Source organism: Wocania arenilitoris (genome assembly GCF_021728535.1).
In the GTDB taxonomy this organism is placed as follows: Bacteria; Bacteroidota; Bacteroidia; order Flavobacteriales; family Flavobacteriaceae; genus Wocania_A; species Wocania_A arenilitoris.
The window spans coordinates 1-15347 of sequence record NZ_JAKKDU010000005.1; the positions used below are offsets into that span (position 1 = coordinate 1).

Here is a 15347-nt window from a genome sequence, read left to right on the forward strand (position 1 = left end):
GATTTAAATCCAATAGAGAAAAAATGGGCACAAGCAAAAGCAATTAGACGTAAATACAATTATAATCCTGATGAACTATTTTTTTATGTAAAATTATGACGTTTTATTTTGATTTAACTATATCAACGAACAATTAAATTTTTAGTAATAATTTTTAACGCATCAGTAGTAATTTACAATGATGAAATTAAGTTTATTCTCCTATAAGCCGTACCTTAATTTTCGTAGCACTTCCTTTAATAGTCCATGCAGGAATTCTTAATTCCACACGTTTTAATCCTACAATTTGGCGATCCAATTTCATGGGTGCAGGATAAAGAGAAACAAGCGAGAAACTCAATTCTGGGTGTGAAAGGTTTTCAATTTTTAATGTTTTTCCATCTTTTTCTAGCAGGGCACCACCGTTTACAAATTCCACATCGGCGGTAGTCATAAATTGCCAGGTAATTAATTCTGTTTTATCTGAAGTTTCAATTTCATCTTCTATAACAACTGAAACCGGGCCGTCTTTTATAAACGTACGTTTTGCACTAGTTACATTTTCTCCATAAATAGCCGTCAGGTCAAAGGTAGCCTTTGGTTTTTCTCCCGCCTGAAAGTACTCGAGTGTGGCTTGCCCGTTGTTTACAAAAAGTGCATTGTTTATGGTAATGGTGTTGTGACCATAATTATTTTTTGTAAGCAAGTTCCATCGTTGGCAATCTTGGCAACTTTTCCAAAGATTGAAACCTGTTTTTTCAAGCTCGTAATATCCCTGATTTCCAGGGTCGATGGCCCAGCGCACACCATTTAATTCAAAAATAAAGGAGCCCGCATCCATATTACCATGACCTGTTGTGGCTCTTCCCCCTTTTCCTCCAAAATAATAATTGTGTGTGTCGTTCTCATCTCCTTTAAAAACCACGAGTGGATTAGATCCATCACCTTTCCAAACCGTAGGTATTTTCTGTTCGGATTTTTTTTCGTATTGGGCCAACCAAACCAATCCAGCACCAGACAAACGCGAAAGTTTTCCCATATCTTTGGCAGGCATTAAAAACCTATCCTTTTCATAAAAAGCGTGATTACCTGTTTTGACACCAAACCAAGCCAGTGTAATGTCGCCTAACTTACTGCGTTTGTCACCACAATCAGCAAAATTAAAATATTGCCCTGAAGGTGTATTCATTAGATATCTGAATACGGCACTTTCTTTAAACGCCGGATAATCGGTGATTCCAAAATCGGTTCCGAACGAACTTTCCAACATAGCAACCGTCATCACCGAAAAACTAGTTCCATATTCCCAGTAGGTTGATCCTTCAGGATAAACACCATCAGGACCGTATTGCGTCAGAGCATGAGGTATGCCATTTAATGAACGCTGAATAGTTTTCGCAGCCAGTTCTGGATCTTTTTCAGCAATGGCAATCGATGCGGCAATCATTCCACCGTTACACACCTGATTCCAGTTATTGTGGCCGTTTAACAAACCAGCAGTTCCTTTCTGGTAGCTAGGTTTAATACCCTTTTCAATAAGGGCTATTTTGGCCATTTCGATGCTTGATTTCGGTAAATCGCCACCTGTCCAATCCAGTGCTAATGCAACTGCCATAGACATTTCGGCTACATCAAGAAAATGCGAAGGATTCCAGTCGGAAAAATTACAAACCGCAATTACCTCATCGTTTATTCGGTTTAGTATTTTTGGATCCTTTTCCATTCGGTAAACCATGCCAAGCATATTTACACGCCAAAGCATTTCGCGGGAAGTACCCAGTAAACGCCTTCCTTGTATCTTAATCTTACGTGTAAGCAAATCTTGTTCGAGAACCGATTCGGCATTTAACTGTATTGCCTTGTATATGTTCTTCACCACCAGATTGTTGGCTAGTTTCTTCTTTAATTGTTTCTCAATTTTTGAGTTGAGGACCAACCGTGGTTGCGACTTTTTTAAATTCTTTTTGAGGTACTGTACCGACATGGGATTCTCGAGCGGTTGAATTTCCTGCTCCTGGGCAGTGGCAACAAGGAAAATTGCTAGACACAAAAGTAGGATTAGGTTTAATTTTGATTTCATTTTAGTTGGTATTAGGTATTTTAAACTTCAAAAACGGAACTATTAATTCTTACTTTTATCGCCAGGTAAGAATTTGTATTTTAGTAATTCTTCGCGAAGTTGATTACTTAATTCTTTAATCACTTTTTGATAGGCCTCATCGTTTGCCAAATTTTTATTAGCTACCTTATTTCCTGAAGAATGGTCATATAATTCAAGACCCACAATTTCACTTGGATTTTCATATTTTTGCCAGCTTGTAAAGCGATATTTGTTTGTGCGCATGCTATAGCCCATAATTTCTTCCTTTCTATCGTAACCCAGTTTTTTTCCACGTGGATATTGACTAATTGCCACAGTGTTTACAATAGCTTTTGTGTCTTTTAAAATTGGTACCAGACTTTGCCCTTCCAGATGAAGTGGTTGTTCCAAGCCAGCCAAGTCACAAAGCGTTGGGTAAATATCAACAAATTCGGCCAACGACTCGCTTAATTCACCTTTTGTGTAATTTGGTGCGGCAATGAATAGAGGAGCGTTTACATCCATTTCCATGTTCGAATGTTTACACCAGTGACCATAATCACCAAGTTTCCATCCGTGATCACCCCAAAGAACAACAATTGTATTCTTTGCCAAATTGTTTTCCTCCAATGCATCAAGCAGCTTTCCAAGTTGAGCATCAATCATACTAACGGTTGCATAGTATCCATGTATCATTTTTACGGATTCTTCATCGGTTAAATGCCCCTTTTTCTGGATTCCATGGTATTTTCTTAGTTCTCCACTAACGGTTTTATAGTGTTTCTCTCCTCTAAAATTTTGCAAAGCTTGAAAATACATTCCTTGAGGAGTGTTTCTGTTTGGAATTTCAATTGAGGCCGGATTATACATGTCCCAATATTTTTTAGGAGCCACAAATGGTAGGTGTGGTTTTTTAAAACCAACGCCAAGGAAAAAAGGTTTGTTATCATCTTTTAATTCTTGCATTCGCCTCACGGCATGGTTAGCAATCATTGCATCCGACATATTTTTTTCTGGAGCATTTGAACAATACCATGGTAATTTTTTTCCATCTATGGAAGGAAAATCATGTTCGAGGCCAACAGTATCTCCACTTGTAATTTTCACCAATTTTTTGGTTTCATGTTCCATATTCCATTTTGGTATCGACCATGATAAAGTATCGCCGGAGTTTCCATGTCCTATATGGTAGATTTTTCCTATCGACTCTGTGTGGTAGCCGTTATTTTTAAAATGCTGAGGAAGTGTAACTACATCGGGTATCTTTTTACGGAAGAAAGTAGCAAGGTCATATATTCCAAGGGCATCGGGCCGCAAGCCAGTTAACAAACTATTTCGTGAGGGGGCACAAACAGCCTGTTGGCAATAAGCACGACTAAAAAGAACTCCCATCTTAGCCAACCTGTCAAAATTTGGTGTTCTCATGTGATTGGCACCAAAACAATTTAATTCTGGGCGTAAATCGTCCACCGCTATAAAAAGTATGTTAGGTTTTTTCTTTTTTGTGTTCTGATTTGATACACAAGCATTTAACATCAAAACTCCAAGAAATGTAATAGTTATTAACTTTTTCATGATTGAAATATTAGAATATTAATTTTATAGCCAAATTTTCAATGAATTAGCGTTGTTAGCATGAAGTACTGCGATTAAATTACCTGCTGTACTTTTAATTGCATCTAACTTTGTAGCTATTTACACTTTCCGAATTAAACTTTATATCATTCGATACTTTATTTAAATTTACCTTTATCTTATATCGATATTTAAATTTATATTTCTATTCTATTTTTATTGGAATCGCAATATTGCCAGTTACATTTTTATCAAAAACAGCAACATAAATCATAACAGGTTTTCCTGTTTTATCTGTTAAAACAAAAGGACGTTCAACACGTTCAGGTTTCCAAATAGTCCCATCTGAAAGAGAGAATTCTTTTTTCATAAATATTTTTCTGTCATCAGGCTGCCAGTCAGATCCATTTTCTGATTTAAAAAGAGCCAATTCACTTTTCCCCATCACATGGCAAACCATATAATAAGTATTGAGGACATTATCAAACCACATACAGGCATCTTCCGTTTGCACTTTATCGTAAACCGGTTTTGAAGAAAATTGGAAAGGACCATCAGGTTTTGGCGCTTTACCTACCAATTGAATTCTAAACCACTCTTCTTTATTTACATCATCACTTTTCATAATCATAGTGTATTGGTTGTTATGAAAGGCTACTGACGGATTTACAGCTATGTTTTTAAATTTAATATTGTCTGGTTCAACGATTGGTTTTTCGGATCGAATAAAAGGACCAGATGGGTCTTCCGCAATAGCTACACCAATACGCTGACTGTTTCTCAATAATTTTCTGTTTGAGGAAAGCCAGGAGCTATCGGGTTGCTTAAGTGTTCCGTTTTCGGTTGTGCTGTATTTGGTAATATCATTTGAAATATAGTATAAGCAAATCTTGCCATTTGCAACTATGGAATAAGGATTATGAGAATTGTTAATATCCCAGCCACTATTTTTTCTGCTTTCTAGAACAACATTTACAAATTCAAATGGACCTTCAGGAGTTGTAGAAACAGCATGGGCTATTTCGCAGTCTGTCATCCAAGCACTAAATCCATCTTTTCTTTTCCACCGTGCATAATAGGCATGGTATTTACCTTTCCATTCAATAACAGACAGTCCCCACACAAAATATTCTGGTTCTACAAGAACATGTTTACTTTTTGAATGATTAAAAAAATTATCTACCACATTGGTTGACAACGTATCAAAACGCAAATTCGTATAGTCTCTTGTTTCTACGCTTTTAATACTACTCGGTGTAGAATTATTCCGGCAGGAGAATGATGTTATAATGCAGAATATCAGTATCAGTATTTTTTTTAGTCTCATTATTTAAAATTTATTATTGTTTCTTATTGTTATAGTATAATATATAACGGCCTGAATATAAATAGTTTGTTATTTTATGTCTTCTTCTTTATTCGCACTTGTCTCAAATTAATACTGGACAATTTTAGAACCTATATAATAACCTGTCTGAAAAGACCAATCTGGATATTCCGCAGACACCAACCTAAATGATTGTTTATATAATCATTTATATTGGATCCATGGCTTTCCAAAGTTCTTTTTCGTGTTTTTCACCTTAGACTCACTTAGAACGGTATTTAAGTTTTCTATTTCCATAAAATGTTATTTTAACAAAACCTTTATCATCTTGGTATGTTTCAAAATAAAGTACAACAAAGTATTAGTAGTATTGTTTTTTTTTATCTCTACTGCTTTTCTAAAACATAGTACATAAGTATCATTTAGTTTCACTATAATATTGATTCATTACATACCAGGCTTTTTTGCGTTGTCCTTTGTTAGAAACCACTCCCTTTCTATTCCATCCCTCCTGGTTGCTTTGATGACACCGGAGGGGTGAACGGAAATCGAATAAAACCCATGGAGCTATGCCAGAGAGGTTAGGAATATTTTCGAACATCCTCAGGTTCTTTTTGTAATTATTTTCCTGATATTCTTCACTCCATGAAGAAGCTACATCTGCCTCACCATGCTGGCCATAAAGCGCTTCACTGCCAAATTCTGACATTATTAGCGGCTTATTATTAGCCACATTCCATTTTATATTTTCAGGTTCAGTAGGAAAAGGTTGATACCAACCTACGTATTCGTTAATGCCCACTACATCAACTACCTTGGCAAGATTATCGTTCATGTTAAAGGTTGATGTTAACTTGTTGAATTTAGCATTATTAAAAGCAGCACCTACCAGACGTGTGTCATCCAAAGCTCTTGTTAACGAAACTAATTCACTCAATATGCTATCTCTGGCGGGTGTTGGCCACGTTTCGTTTGCAACACTCCAGATAATAATATTGGAACGATTTTTATCGCGATATATCATTTCACGAAGCATGGTTTCAGCCTTTTTTAGAATAATAGGATTGGTAAACTCAATGCCTTGCCAAATAGGTATTTCTTCCCATATTGTAATCCCCATCTCTTCTGCTTTGCGCAAGATGCGTTCATTTTGAGGGTAGTGAGCGGTTCTGGCAAAATTGCATCCTAATGCTTTGACTTCATTTAGAATCATCGCCGCATCGGCATCGGAACAAGCGCGACCCATAAATTGAGGTATTTCCTCATGAAAGTTAACACCCTTTAAAAAGATAGGTTTGCCATTAAGTAATATTTCTGTGCCCTTTAACTCTATTGTTCTGAAGCCTATTTTGTCATGAATGGCTTCGCCATTGCTAACAAATTTCACATCGTACATTTTTGGGGAATCGGGTTCCCATAGTTGTGGTTTGGCAATAATTTCAAAAGCAGCCAAACCATTTTCATCGGCGGCAAGTGTTTTATGTACCTTTAGTTCGGGTATCGAAACTTCTACCTGTTGTGCAACATTTATACCATCTAATTTTATATAACCCGATAGTTTATTTTTACTTCCTTTGTTTAGTTGTAATTTATAATCTAAAATATAGGTTGATGGCGTTTCAATGAAAAATACATCACGAGTAATTCCACCATAATTCCACCAGTCAAAGTTCATAGCCGGAATACCATCTTTTCTACGGTTATTGTTAACCAATACTACCAAGTCATTTTCACCTTCTTTCAAGACATCAGTAACTTCAAACTGAAAGGGAGTAAAGCCACCTTCATGACGACCAATTTCAATACCATTGAGCCAAACGGTAGCTTCATAGCTTACTGCTGCAAAATAGATAAATTGTCTATTACTAGGTTTTTTCTTCACTTTGAAATAACGCTGATACCATATGTTTCCTTCATAATACTTAAGTTCAGGAGTTTGTGAGTTAAAATCTCCCGGAACATCGAGCCGTAATCCATTCTCGAAAGAATATTCGATAAACTCGGTTTTCGACCGTGGTTTGCGGTTTTGATAAAACTTTTTAACCTCTCCTCTTGAGTACATATCAATGATGGCGTTCCACTTACCATTGAGTAAAGTGGTATTTTGCCTACCATAGGGATTCATCATAAAAGACTGGGCATTTGCTCCAATTGATAAGGTTAAGATGAAAAATAAGATTGTCTTCATTCTTATTAATTATTTCGTTTTTAGTACTCTAACGAATATGCCACATCACAATATATAAAAAATATATCTGACCCCAAATTATAATGATTTAGTTATGTGTTTTTATTTACAGTATCACGTTTTACAAACTCTTTAAAAAGGTTGTGTTTTTTTTAGATGAAGCTAGTTTGTATAACTTATACTATCGCCTACAGAGAGTTTCCATGTATCGACTAAACCAGCATTAACTTCTAATACATATTTAGCGGGTGCGTTTGAAGGTAATGAGCTTTCATCTAAAGGTTTTGCGTTTTTTTGAAAGCTTACAATGGTATTATTATCATTAATAAAAATTATATCTAACGGGATTTTGGTGTTTTTCATATAAAAGGAACGCTCGCTAACATCATTAAAAACAAATAACATGCCTTGGTTGTTTTGCATAGAATTTCTATACATTAAACCTGTTTGAGTTTCGTATTCGGTATCTGCAATTTCAATATCAATTACTATTTGTGTTGAATCTGTAGTTGTTTTAAAAAGGGTAAGATCACCTTCTTTAGTAAATATAACTTTGGTTTGTTTTATGACTTTTTTATCATTTTTACAAGCGGTTATACTTATTGTAATTAGTATTAATGAAAATAATTTTAAAGCCTTAAAACACATTTTATTTACTAGTGGTTTTAGGTTTATATACAAACATAAAATACAAGCCTATTATTACAAACGGAATACTTAACCATTGCCCAGTGTTTAAACCAAGCCAATTTATATATTCATCGCCTTGCGGTTCTTTAACAAATTCTACAAAGAATCTAACCGTCCAAAGTAAAACTAAAAACAATCCGAAAAGAAAACCTGTTTGGTCTTTTTTAAGGGTTTTAGAATAAAAATACCACAATATTAAAAACACAAAAATGTAACAAAACGATTCGTATAATTGTGCTGGATGTCTATATGGAACTTTCTCTAATAATTCTGCAAACTGAGGATTATCTGTAATAGCTGCATAAGCTTTTTTTACATCTTTTATGCCTGTGAGTTGAATAATTTCTCGTTTGTAATATTCATCTTGAATAAACCGAACACCAAAATTAGAATCGGTAACTTTTCCAATAATCTCAGAGTTTATAAAATTTCCAATTCTAATAAATACAGCACCAGAAGCTACTGATATTACAACACGGTCTAAAACCCAGAGTAAAGATTTATAGTTGTATTTTTTTCGGTATAAATACATGCCTATAATAATACCTATGGCTGCGCCATGGCTTGCAAGCCCTTGAAAACCAGTAAATTCAATTCCGTTTTTAAAGCTAAATGGTAAGAAAACACTAAAAAAGTCTTCAGATATTAACTCAGATTGATAAAATAAAACATGACCCAAACGCGCACCAAGCATGGTTGCCAAAACGGTATAAATAAATAAAGGATCTAAATAGGTAAACGAAATTTTTTCTTTGGTAAAAATACGCTTCATAATATACCAGCCAACCACAAAAGCAATAATCCACATGAGGCTGTAAAAATGTAGTTTAAAATTGCCAACTATATCAATTCCTGTTACTGGATTCCAATCAAATTTTAAAAAATACATAGGTTTTGTTTTTCAGCGTAAATATAAGGTTTGCTATAACTGTATCTAAATTATTTAACAATTTCTAAAACTTCAACTTCAAAAATGATATTAGATTTTGGAGGAATACCTCTACTTCCTGTTTCTCCATAAGCTAAATGATAAGGTATAAATAAAGTGGCTTTATCTCCAACATTGAGTTGTTGCAAGCCTTCCTTAAATCCAGCAATCATTCTTGCATTTGGGCTTAAATTAGCAATAAAAGGCTGGTATTGGTCTGCTAACTTATACTTTTCGTTAACTGCATCTAGTGCTTCGGCAGTTTCTAAACGGCTTGTTTGCAATAGTTTCCCGTTTTCAAAATAAACAGCATAATGTGTTAAAACCCTGCTATGGGTTTCATTTAATTTTTCACCATTGCCCTTTTCTGTAATGGTGTATTGTAACCCTGAAGGAAGTGTTATTGCTTTTTCTTGTTGTTTATTAAGTTTCTCTTTGGTGGCTTTAATAATAGCTTCTGCTTTTGCTGTTTTTTCTTTTTCTAAACGTTCTACTTCTGCAAAATGATTAACAAAAATGTTTGGAGCATCAAACTTTTTAGCGTCTTTTCCTTTTCTAATTATATTTAATTCTTTAATTACCACATCCTTAACGGGTTTGTCTCTGGTGTCAACTTTAACATTGGAGATAGTATCGAGAACATCTTGTCCTAAAATTAATTTTCCAAAAACACTATGTACATTATCTAAATGAGGCGTAGGAGTTTCGGTTATAAAAAACTGACTGCCGTTTGTGTTTTTTCCAGAATTAGCCATTGATAAAATACCAAGAGTATCATGTTTTAAATCTGGATGAAATTCGTCATTAAATTTATAACCTGGATTTCCTGTGCCTATACCCAATGGGTCGCCACCTTGAATCATAAAATTATTTTTAATTCTATGAAATATTAAACCGTTGTAGTACTTTTTTGCTTTATAAATACTGTCAACCATAGTATTTGTTCCTTCGGCAAGTGAAACAAAATTTGCTACAGTAATGGGGGCTTTTTTATATTCTAATTTGGCAATCATAACGCCTTTTGTGGTAATAAATTCGGCATACATACCATCTTCAAGATCTGGATATTGTACTTTACAAGAAGTTAAGTTTATTAATAATACTAAACTTAAAAATTTAATAATTCGCATAATTTATTTAGATTGATTTTGGGTAATAGAGTTAACGGTTACTTCGCAAATTAATGGTCTATTTGAGCCTATTTTATTTTGATCGCCATAATAACCATAAGCTTTTTGAGATGGAAATAAAAACGTAACAGTTTCGCCAGTTTTCATAAGTTTTAAGCCTTCACGTAAACCCGTAAATAATTCTTCCTTATCCATGGCGTAGGTTTTCGTTTTAATGTCTTCTTTTGAATATATAAGCACGCCATTTAAGTCTTTAATATTATAATTGTAGTTTATAATATCACCAAAATTAGGCGTTTTTAAAGTGTCAATATCCGTTTTAGTATTGTAGTAATACCAAAATCCACTTTCTGAGGCAATGTAATTATTGTCTTTTTTAAGCGCCATTATTTTTTGAATACTTGCCTGCTCTTTGGCATTTAGTTGTTTGTTTCGCTCAACTGAAGCATCAATAAAAGAACCTGTTTTTACCGAAATGGGTTTTCTGGCTTCAGGAGTTTTGCAACCACATAAAATAAGTAATGCAAGTAGTATTGTTAATTGTTCAGTCATTATTTAGGGCTTTATTATAACTAGGCAATATACTAATAAATTTGTCGACTGTATTTTTTAATGATGTTTCACTACGTCCGCCAGCAGCATTTGTATGTCCGCCACCGTTAAAATGTACACGAGAAAATTCGTTTACAGAAAAGTTGCCTTTTGATCTGAACGAGATTTTTATAATACCTTCTTGCTTATCTTCAATAAAAATGGCAGCAAAAACAATATTTTCTAACGATAAACCATAGTTAACAACACCTTCGGTATCGCCTTTTTTGTAATTAAAACGGTTTAATTCCTCTTGAGATAAAGTAATATATGCTGTTCTTGATTCTGTAATTACTTTTAAGTTACTTAGCGCGCATCCTAAAAGTTGTAGTCTTTCATAGCTATTAGTATCGTAAACATTATTATGTATTTCAGTATTATCAGCACCTTTTTCAATAAGATTTGCAATAATTTGATGCGTTTTACTTGTGGTTGACGGAAACCTGAATGAACCTGTATCAGTCATAATTCCAACATAAATACAAGTTGCAATGTTAGAATCAATACTATTGGTGTCACCCAGCTTATCAATAAAATGATATACCATTTCTGCAGTAGAACTCATATTTACATCGCTATACATATAAGTTGCATAACCATCAGGAGCTTGATGATGATCTATCATAATTTTTAAAGCCTCACTTTCTGCCAAAACAGTTTCCATATTACCTGTTCTATGGAAAGCATTAAAATCTAAAGTAAAAATAATATCGGCATTTTTAATATGCGTTTCACAAGCTTCGGTTTCGATATCATGTTTTAAAATGTTGTTATTTCCAGGTAGCCATTTTAAAAATCTAGGATAATCGTTTGGCACCATAACCGTAGCATTATGTTGGTGTTTTATTAAATAATGATATAGGGCTAAGGTAGAACCAATAGCGTCTCCATCAGGATTTTTATGTGGTACAATAACTATTTTTTTTGGCTTACCTAATAGTTGCTTTATGCTTTTAATATCTGCTTTTGTCATAGGTAGCGAATATACAATTTTTTAGAATTTGATAGACTTGTTTTTAATCAGAAATACGTTACTTTTGCACCAAAATAAAAAATACATAATGGCAACAAATAGAACATTTACTATGCTTAAGCCAGATGCTGTTGAAAAAGGACACATTGGCGCAATATTAGAAAAAATTTCAGCTTCTGGATTTAGAATTGTAGCAATGAAATTAACGCAAATGACAAAAGCAGATGCTGAGGCATTTTATGCAATACACAACGAACGCCCATTTTTTGGTGAGTTAGTTGAATATATGACTCGCGGCCCAATTGTAGCGGCTATTTTAGAAAAAGATAATGCAGTTGAAGATTTTAGAACCTTAATTGGTGCAACAAATCCTGCGGATGCTGCTGAAGGAACAATACGTAAAATGTATGCGGTTTCTATTAGTGAAAACGCTGTTCATGGAAGTGATAGTGATGGTAATGCAGCTATTGAAAGTGCTTTTCATTTCTCGGGTAGAGAGATGTTTTAAGCTAAACATTAAAATACAACTAAAAAAATCCTGCAACCAAGTTGCGGGATTTTTTGTTTTAAAAAGTATAGTTTCCCGCTTTCGCGAGAATGACAAATTTATTAGAACACTGAGCATAAAAATCTCAGATTGTCTTTTTTACACTAAATTACTTTTACGTTTACGGCGTTTAAGCCTTTTCTACCTTCCTGTAAATCAAACTCTACTAAGTCGCCTTCGCGAATTTCATCGATTAATCCAGAAATGTGAACAAAATGTTCTTTGTTTGAACCTTCTTCGGTTATAAACCCGAATCCTTTAGAATCGTTGAAGAATTTTACTGTTCCTTTACTCATTGTTTTTTAAATATTAAATTAATTACTAATAAGTAAGCAAACTTGATGCCACAAAAAAAGTCTATCAAATTAATGATAGACTCTTAGTTGTAATTGTTAAAGTATATGTATTAGATTACTTTTACGTTTACGGCGTTTAATCCTTTTCTACCTTCTTGTAGATCGAATTCAACATTGTCACCTTCACGAATTTCATCGATTAATCCAGAAATGTGTACGAAATGTTCTTTGTTGTTTTCTTCTTCAACTATAAATCCAAAACCTTTAGAATCGTTGAAAAACTTTACTGTACCTTTACTCATTGTAATATGTATTATTTTAATTAAGCCACAAAGGTAATACAAAAAGTAATAGCATTTAGTATTTAATCGGTTTTTTTATCTTTTTTACAAATAGCTAATTAACGTAATATCAGTTTTTTAATAATATTTTTACCCAATTCTTCGTTAAGCATATCAATTATTTTTTGTTTGCCATAACTTAATTCTTCGCGCAATACACTAGAGCTTAATTGTACGTAAAGTGTATCGCGCTCTAAATTTACAGCTGTCGTGTAGTTGTTTACGCCATTACCCATAAGCTTTACCCATGCATCTGCAACATTAACTTTATTTAGTCCTTTTTCAAGTTTGTTGGTTTCAACAAATTCTTTTAAAGCGTCTGAGATACTGATATGCTCGTTGTTGCGTTTTGGCATAAGACGGTATTTTTTATTAATTTTTTTTTTGGCGTTACTAAATTCTTCAAGAACCTCAGGGTAAGTGGGCGGGCTTTGCGAAGTCCTACAGTCCTCTCTCGTAACTCACTGTGGGCTTTTCTCTACAATCCCTAACACATGTTTGCTATCGTATTTTTAAATTTAAATTTGTTTTTTGGAGAAGTTCGTTTAAACTCACGAATATGCATTGTTTTATATGGACTTATATTAACCAATTAAACAAAGAACGACAATTTTTTTTACAAAGTCAATTAATAAACTAAATGTGTATTACAAATTTTAGCTTAGTAATTAATTGAATCCATAGAGGTTTATATGGTTATTTATCTTTTTTAATATTACAACCTAAAAACCTCATAACTTTGATGCACCTGTTTTACAGCATTTTCGGTGCGTTCAGCATGCGTGTCGCTTATAAAAAGTTGACCAAAATTTTCATCATCAACTAATTTAATAATTTGTGCTACGCGTTGCTCATCTAATTTATCAAAAATATCATCTAAAAGTAAAATAGGGTTTACACCGCTTTGCACTTTAATAAAATCAAATTGTGCTAATTTTAAAGCAATTAAAAACGATTTTTGTTGACCTTGGCTACCGAATTTTTTAATAGGATGACTCTCTATATTAAATAATAAATCGTCTTTATGTACGCCAACACTTGTATATTGTAAGGCTTTATCTTTGTTTATGGCATTTTGCAAAAGTGTGTTTAAATCATCATCAAACAAGTGGCTTTGGTACGCCAAATCTACTTGCTCATTGCCATTACTAATAGCCTCATAACGCGCCTTAAAAATAGGGATAAAGGTTTTTAAAAAGGCATCTCGTTTTTCAAAAATAACAGTCCCATATTCTGTTAGTTGGTTATTGTAAATCTCTAAAGTATCTTTATTAAACGTATGGTTAAGTGCAAAATATTTAAGCAATGCATTGCGTTGCGCCAACACTTTATTGTACTTAATTACATGGGTTAGGTAGCTTTTGTCGCTTTGCGAAATTACACTATCTATAAACTTTCGGCGTGTATCGCTACCTTCAATAATCAAATCTCTATCGGCTGGCGATATAATAACCAATGGCAAAAAACCAATATGCTCACTAAATTTTTCGTACGCTTTTCCGTTACGTTTTATTACTTTTTTTTGTCCGCGTTTTAAGCTTATAGCTACTTTTTCGGTTTTATCATCTTTTTCATAATCACCATTAATTACAAAAAAAGCTTCATCGTGCTTAATATTTTGCGTAGCTACCGGATTAAAATAACTTTTTCCGAAGGATAGATGATAAATAGCATCTAAAACATTGGTTTTTCCAATACCATTATTGCCAACAATACAGTTTATTTTGTTGTTGAAAGTGAACGATTTACTATCAAAATTTTTATAATTGAGTAACGAAAGCGATTTTAAAATCATACAAAAAGTAAGATATTAAGTATTAAGAAGCTATGGTGCTTTAAAATGAAGTGCAAATTATTGAAAAATATCAAATAAATAGGCTTTTAGTTATGAAGAAAAATTATATTTTTGCGCCACATTAAATAGATAGTATATAATGGCGACTTATAAGAAAAAATATAAAGCAAAGAACAAAGCTGAGAAAGAGCAAAATATCGAAGAAGGATCAACAACAGCTGAAGTTTTTAATACCCTTGATGAAACGGCATCGAAAACCGAAGCGTTTGTTGAGAAAAATCAAAAGTACATTTTTATTATCATAGGGCTTGTGGCTGTATTAGTTTTAGGTACTTTAGGCTATAAAGAATATATAGCTAAACCAAAACAATTAAATGCTATGAACGATATGTTTCAAGCGCAAAAGTATTTTGATCAGGCAGTAAATGGTGTAGCAAAAGATTCACTATTTAATTTAGCACTTAATGGAGGCGAAGGTAAATATGGTATGCTAGATATTATTAAAGAATATAGCGGAACACCATCGGCTAATTTAGCAAGTTACTATGCAGGAACAGCTTATTTAAAACTTAAAGATTACAAAAATGCCGTTGAGCATTTAAGCAATTTTAAAAGTGATGATGAAATTTTAGCAGCTTTAGCAAAAGGAAATATTGGCGATGCTTTTGTGCAATTAGGCCAAAAGGAGGATGCTTTAAGCTATTACGAGCAAGCTGCCGAAATGCGCGATAATGAATACACAACACCAATGTATTTACACAAAGCTGGTGCTATTGCTCTAGATTTGGGTAAAGCAGATAAAGCCTTAAAGTATTTTAAAAGAATAAAAGACGATTATACAACATCTACTGAAGCTACAAATGTTGATGTTTTTATTGGAAAAGCACAAGTATTAGCAAGTAAATAA

The 15347-nt window shown here is 33.5% G+C and carries 15 protein-coding genes; 2 read left to right on the forward strand and 13 right to left on the reverse strand.

The window, feature by feature from the left end; translation table 11 throughout:
- Positions 1-193: 193 nt before the first annotated feature.
- The 9 genes from L3X37_RS05005 to L3X37_RS05045 all read right to left on the reverse strand — a co-directional run bounded on the left by L3X37_RS05005 (position 194) and on the right by L3X37_RS05045 (position 11461).
- Positions 194-2059, reverse strand: a complete 1866-nt coding sequence (locus tag L3X37_RS05005) for a heparinase II/III domain-containing protein (RefSeq protein WP_237239073.1) — start codon at positions 2057-2059, stop codon at positions 194-196.
- Between the two features lie 42 nt (positions 2060-2101).
- Positions 2102-3634, reverse strand: a complete 1533-nt coding sequence (locus L3X37_RS05010; protein ID WP_237239074.1) for a sulfatase — start codon at positions 3632-3634, stop codon at positions 2102-2104.
- 205 nt (positions 3635-3839) lie between these two features.
- Positions 3840-4961, reverse strand: coding sequence for a glycoside hydrolase family protein (locus L3X37_RS05015; protein ID WP_237239075.1), 1122 nt, complete (start codon positions 4959-4961; stop codon positions 3840-3842).
- A gap of 418 nt (positions 4962-5379) precedes the next feature.
- Positions 5380-7149: a glycoside hydrolase family 2 protein gene (locus L3X37_RS05020; protein ID WP_237239076.1), complete on the reverse strand. Its 1770-nt coding sequence runs from the start codon at positions 7147-7149 to the stop codon at positions 5380-5382.
- A 162-nt stretch (positions 7150-7311) separates the two neighbouring features.
- On the reverse strand, positions 7312-7797 hold the full coding sequence (locus tag L3X37_RS05025; RefSeq protein WP_237239077.1) for a DUF192 domain-containing protein: 486 nt from the start codon (positions 7795-7797) through the stop codon (positions 7312-7314).
- 1 nt (position 7798) lies between these two features.
- Positions 7799-8728, reverse strand: a complete 930-nt coding sequence (gene lgt / locus L3X37_RS05030; protein WP_237239078.1) for a prolipoprotein diacylglyceryl transferase — start codon at positions 8726-8728, stop codon at positions 7799-7801.
- Between the two features lie 50 nt (positions 8729-8778).
- On the reverse strand, positions 8779-9897 hold the full coding sequence (locus L3X37_RS05035) for a peptidylprolyl isomerase (protein ID WP_237239079.1): 1119 nt from the start codon (positions 9895-9897) through the stop codon (positions 8779-8781).
- Between the two features lie 3 nt (positions 9898-9900).
- Complete coding sequence (gene gldI / locus L3X37_RS05040; RefSeq protein ID WP_237239080.1) at positions 9901-10449, reverse strand: gliding motility-associated peptidyl-prolyl isomerase GldI; 549 nt, start codon at positions 10447-10449, stop codon at positions 9901-9903.
- Complete coding sequence (locus L3X37_RS05045) at positions 10442-11461, reverse strand: DHH family phosphoesterase (RefSeq protein ID WP_237239081.1); 1020 nt, start codon at positions 11459-11461, stop codon at positions 10442-10444. The genes gldI and L3X37_RS05045 overlap by 8 nt, the downstream gene beginning before the upstream one ends.
- An 88-nt stretch (positions 11462-11549) precedes the next feature.
- On the opposite strand from L3X37_RS05045, the gene L3X37_RS05050 reads away from it, so the two are divergent.
- The gene (locus L3X37_RS05050) at positions 11550-11969 is read left to right on the forward strand and encodes a nucleoside-diphosphate kinase (protein ID WP_237239082.1); all 420 of its coding nucleotides are present in this window, start codon (positions 11550-11552) and stop codon (positions 11967-11969) included.
- Positions 11970-12112: 143 nt separating this feature from the next.
- On the opposite strand, the gene L3X37_RS05055 is transcribed toward L3X37_RS05050, so the two are convergent.
- From L3X37_RS05055 to recF, 4 genes are all read right to left on the reverse strand, one after another.
- Positions 12113-12304, reverse strand: coding sequence for a cold-shock protein (locus L3X37_RS05055; protein WP_237239083.1), 192 nt, complete (start codon positions 12302-12304; stop codon positions 12113-12115).
- Between the two features lie 110 nt (positions 12305-12414).
- Entirely contained in the window at positions 12415-12606 is a 192-nt protein-coding gene (locus L3X37_RS05060) for a cold-shock protein (protein ID WP_237239084.1), read from the reverse strand.
- A 98-nt stretch (positions 12607-12704) separates the two neighbouring features.
- Positions 12705-13001 (reverse strand): DciA family protein, encoded by a 297-nt coding sequence (locus tag L3X37_RS05065; RefSeq protein ID WP_237239085.1) that lies wholly within the window; start codon positions 12999-13001, stop codon positions 12705-12707.
- Between the two features lie 359 nt (positions 13002-13360).
- Positions 13361-14440: a DNA replication/repair protein RecF gene (gene recF, locus L3X37_RS05070; protein WP_237239086.1), complete on the reverse strand. Its 1080-nt coding sequence runs from the start codon at positions 14438-14440 to the stop codon at positions 13361-13363.
- A 139-nt stretch (positions 14441-14579) separates the two neighbouring features.
- Here recF and L3X37_RS05075 point away from each other — a divergent pair, with 139 nt between their 5' ends.
- On the forward strand, positions 14580-15347 hold the full coding sequence (locus tag L3X37_RS05075) for a tetratricopeptide repeat protein (protein WP_237239087.1): 768 nt from the start codon (positions 14580-14582) through the stop codon (positions 15345-15347).

What these genes read in the sequence shown, in the direction of transcription:
- L3X37_RS05005 (WP_237239073.1), bottom strand. Translation starts at nt 2,059, where the DNA reads ATGAAATCAAAATTAAACCTAATCCTACTTTTGTGTCTAGCAATTTTC.
- L3X37_RS05010 (WP_237239074.1), bottom strand. Translation starts at nt 3,634, where the DNA reads ATGAAAAAGTTAATAACTATTACATTTCTTGGAGTTTTGATGTTAAAT.
- L3X37_RS05015 (WP_237239075.1), bottom strand. Translation starts at nt 4,961, where the DNA reads ATGAGACTAAAAAAAATACTGATACTGATATTCTGCATTATAACATCA.
- L3X37_RS05020 (WP_237239076.1), bottom strand. Translation starts at nt 7,149, where the DNA reads ATGAAGACAATCTTATTTTTCATCTTAACCTTATCAATTGGAGCAAAT.
- L3X37_RS05025 (WP_237239077.1), bottom strand. Translation starts at nt 7,797, where the DNA reads ATGTGTTTTAAGGCTTTAAAATTATTTTCATTAATACTAATTACAATA.
- lgt (WP_237239078.1), bottom strand. Translation starts at nt 8,728, where the DNA reads ATGTATTTTTTAAAATTTGATTGGAATCCAGTAACAGGAATTGATATA.
- L3X37_RS05035 (WP_237239079.1), bottom strand. Translation starts at nt 9,897, where the DNA reads ATGCGAATTATTAAATTTTTAAGTTTAGTATTATTAATAAACTTAACT.
- gldI (WP_237239080.1), bottom strand. Translation starts at nt 10,449, where the DNA reads ATGACTGAACAATTAACAATACTACTTGCATTACTTATTTTATGTGGT.
- L3X37_RS05045 (WP_237239081.1), bottom strand. Translation starts at nt 11,461, where the DNA reads ATGACAAAAGCAGATATTAAAAGCATAAAGCAACTATTAGGTAAGCCA.
- L3X37_RS05050 (WP_237239082.1), top strand. Translation starts at nt 11,550, where the DNA reads ATGGCAACAAATAGAACATTTACTATGCTTAAGCCAGATGCTGTTGAA.
- L3X37_RS05055 (WP_237239083.1), bottom strand. Translation starts at nt 12,304, where the DNA reads ATGAGTAAAGGAACAGTAAAATTCTTCAACGATTCTAAAGGATTCGGG.
- L3X37_RS05060 (WP_237239084.1), bottom strand. Translation starts at nt 12,606, where the DNA reads ATGAGTAAAGGTACAGTAAAGTTTTTCAACGATTCTAAAGGTTTTGGA.
- L3X37_RS05065 (WP_237239085.1), bottom strand. Translation starts at nt 13,001, where the DNA reads ATGCCAAAACGCAACAACGAGCATATCAGTATCTCAGACGCTTTAAAA.
- recF (WP_237239086.1), bottom strand. Translation starts at nt 14,440, where the DNA reads ATGATTTTAAAATCGCTTTCGTTACTCAATTATAAAAATTTTGATAGT.
- L3X37_RS05075 (WP_237239087.1), top strand. Translation starts at nt 14,580, where the DNA reads ATGGCGACTTATAAGAAAAAATATAAAGCAAAGAACAAAGCTGAGAAA.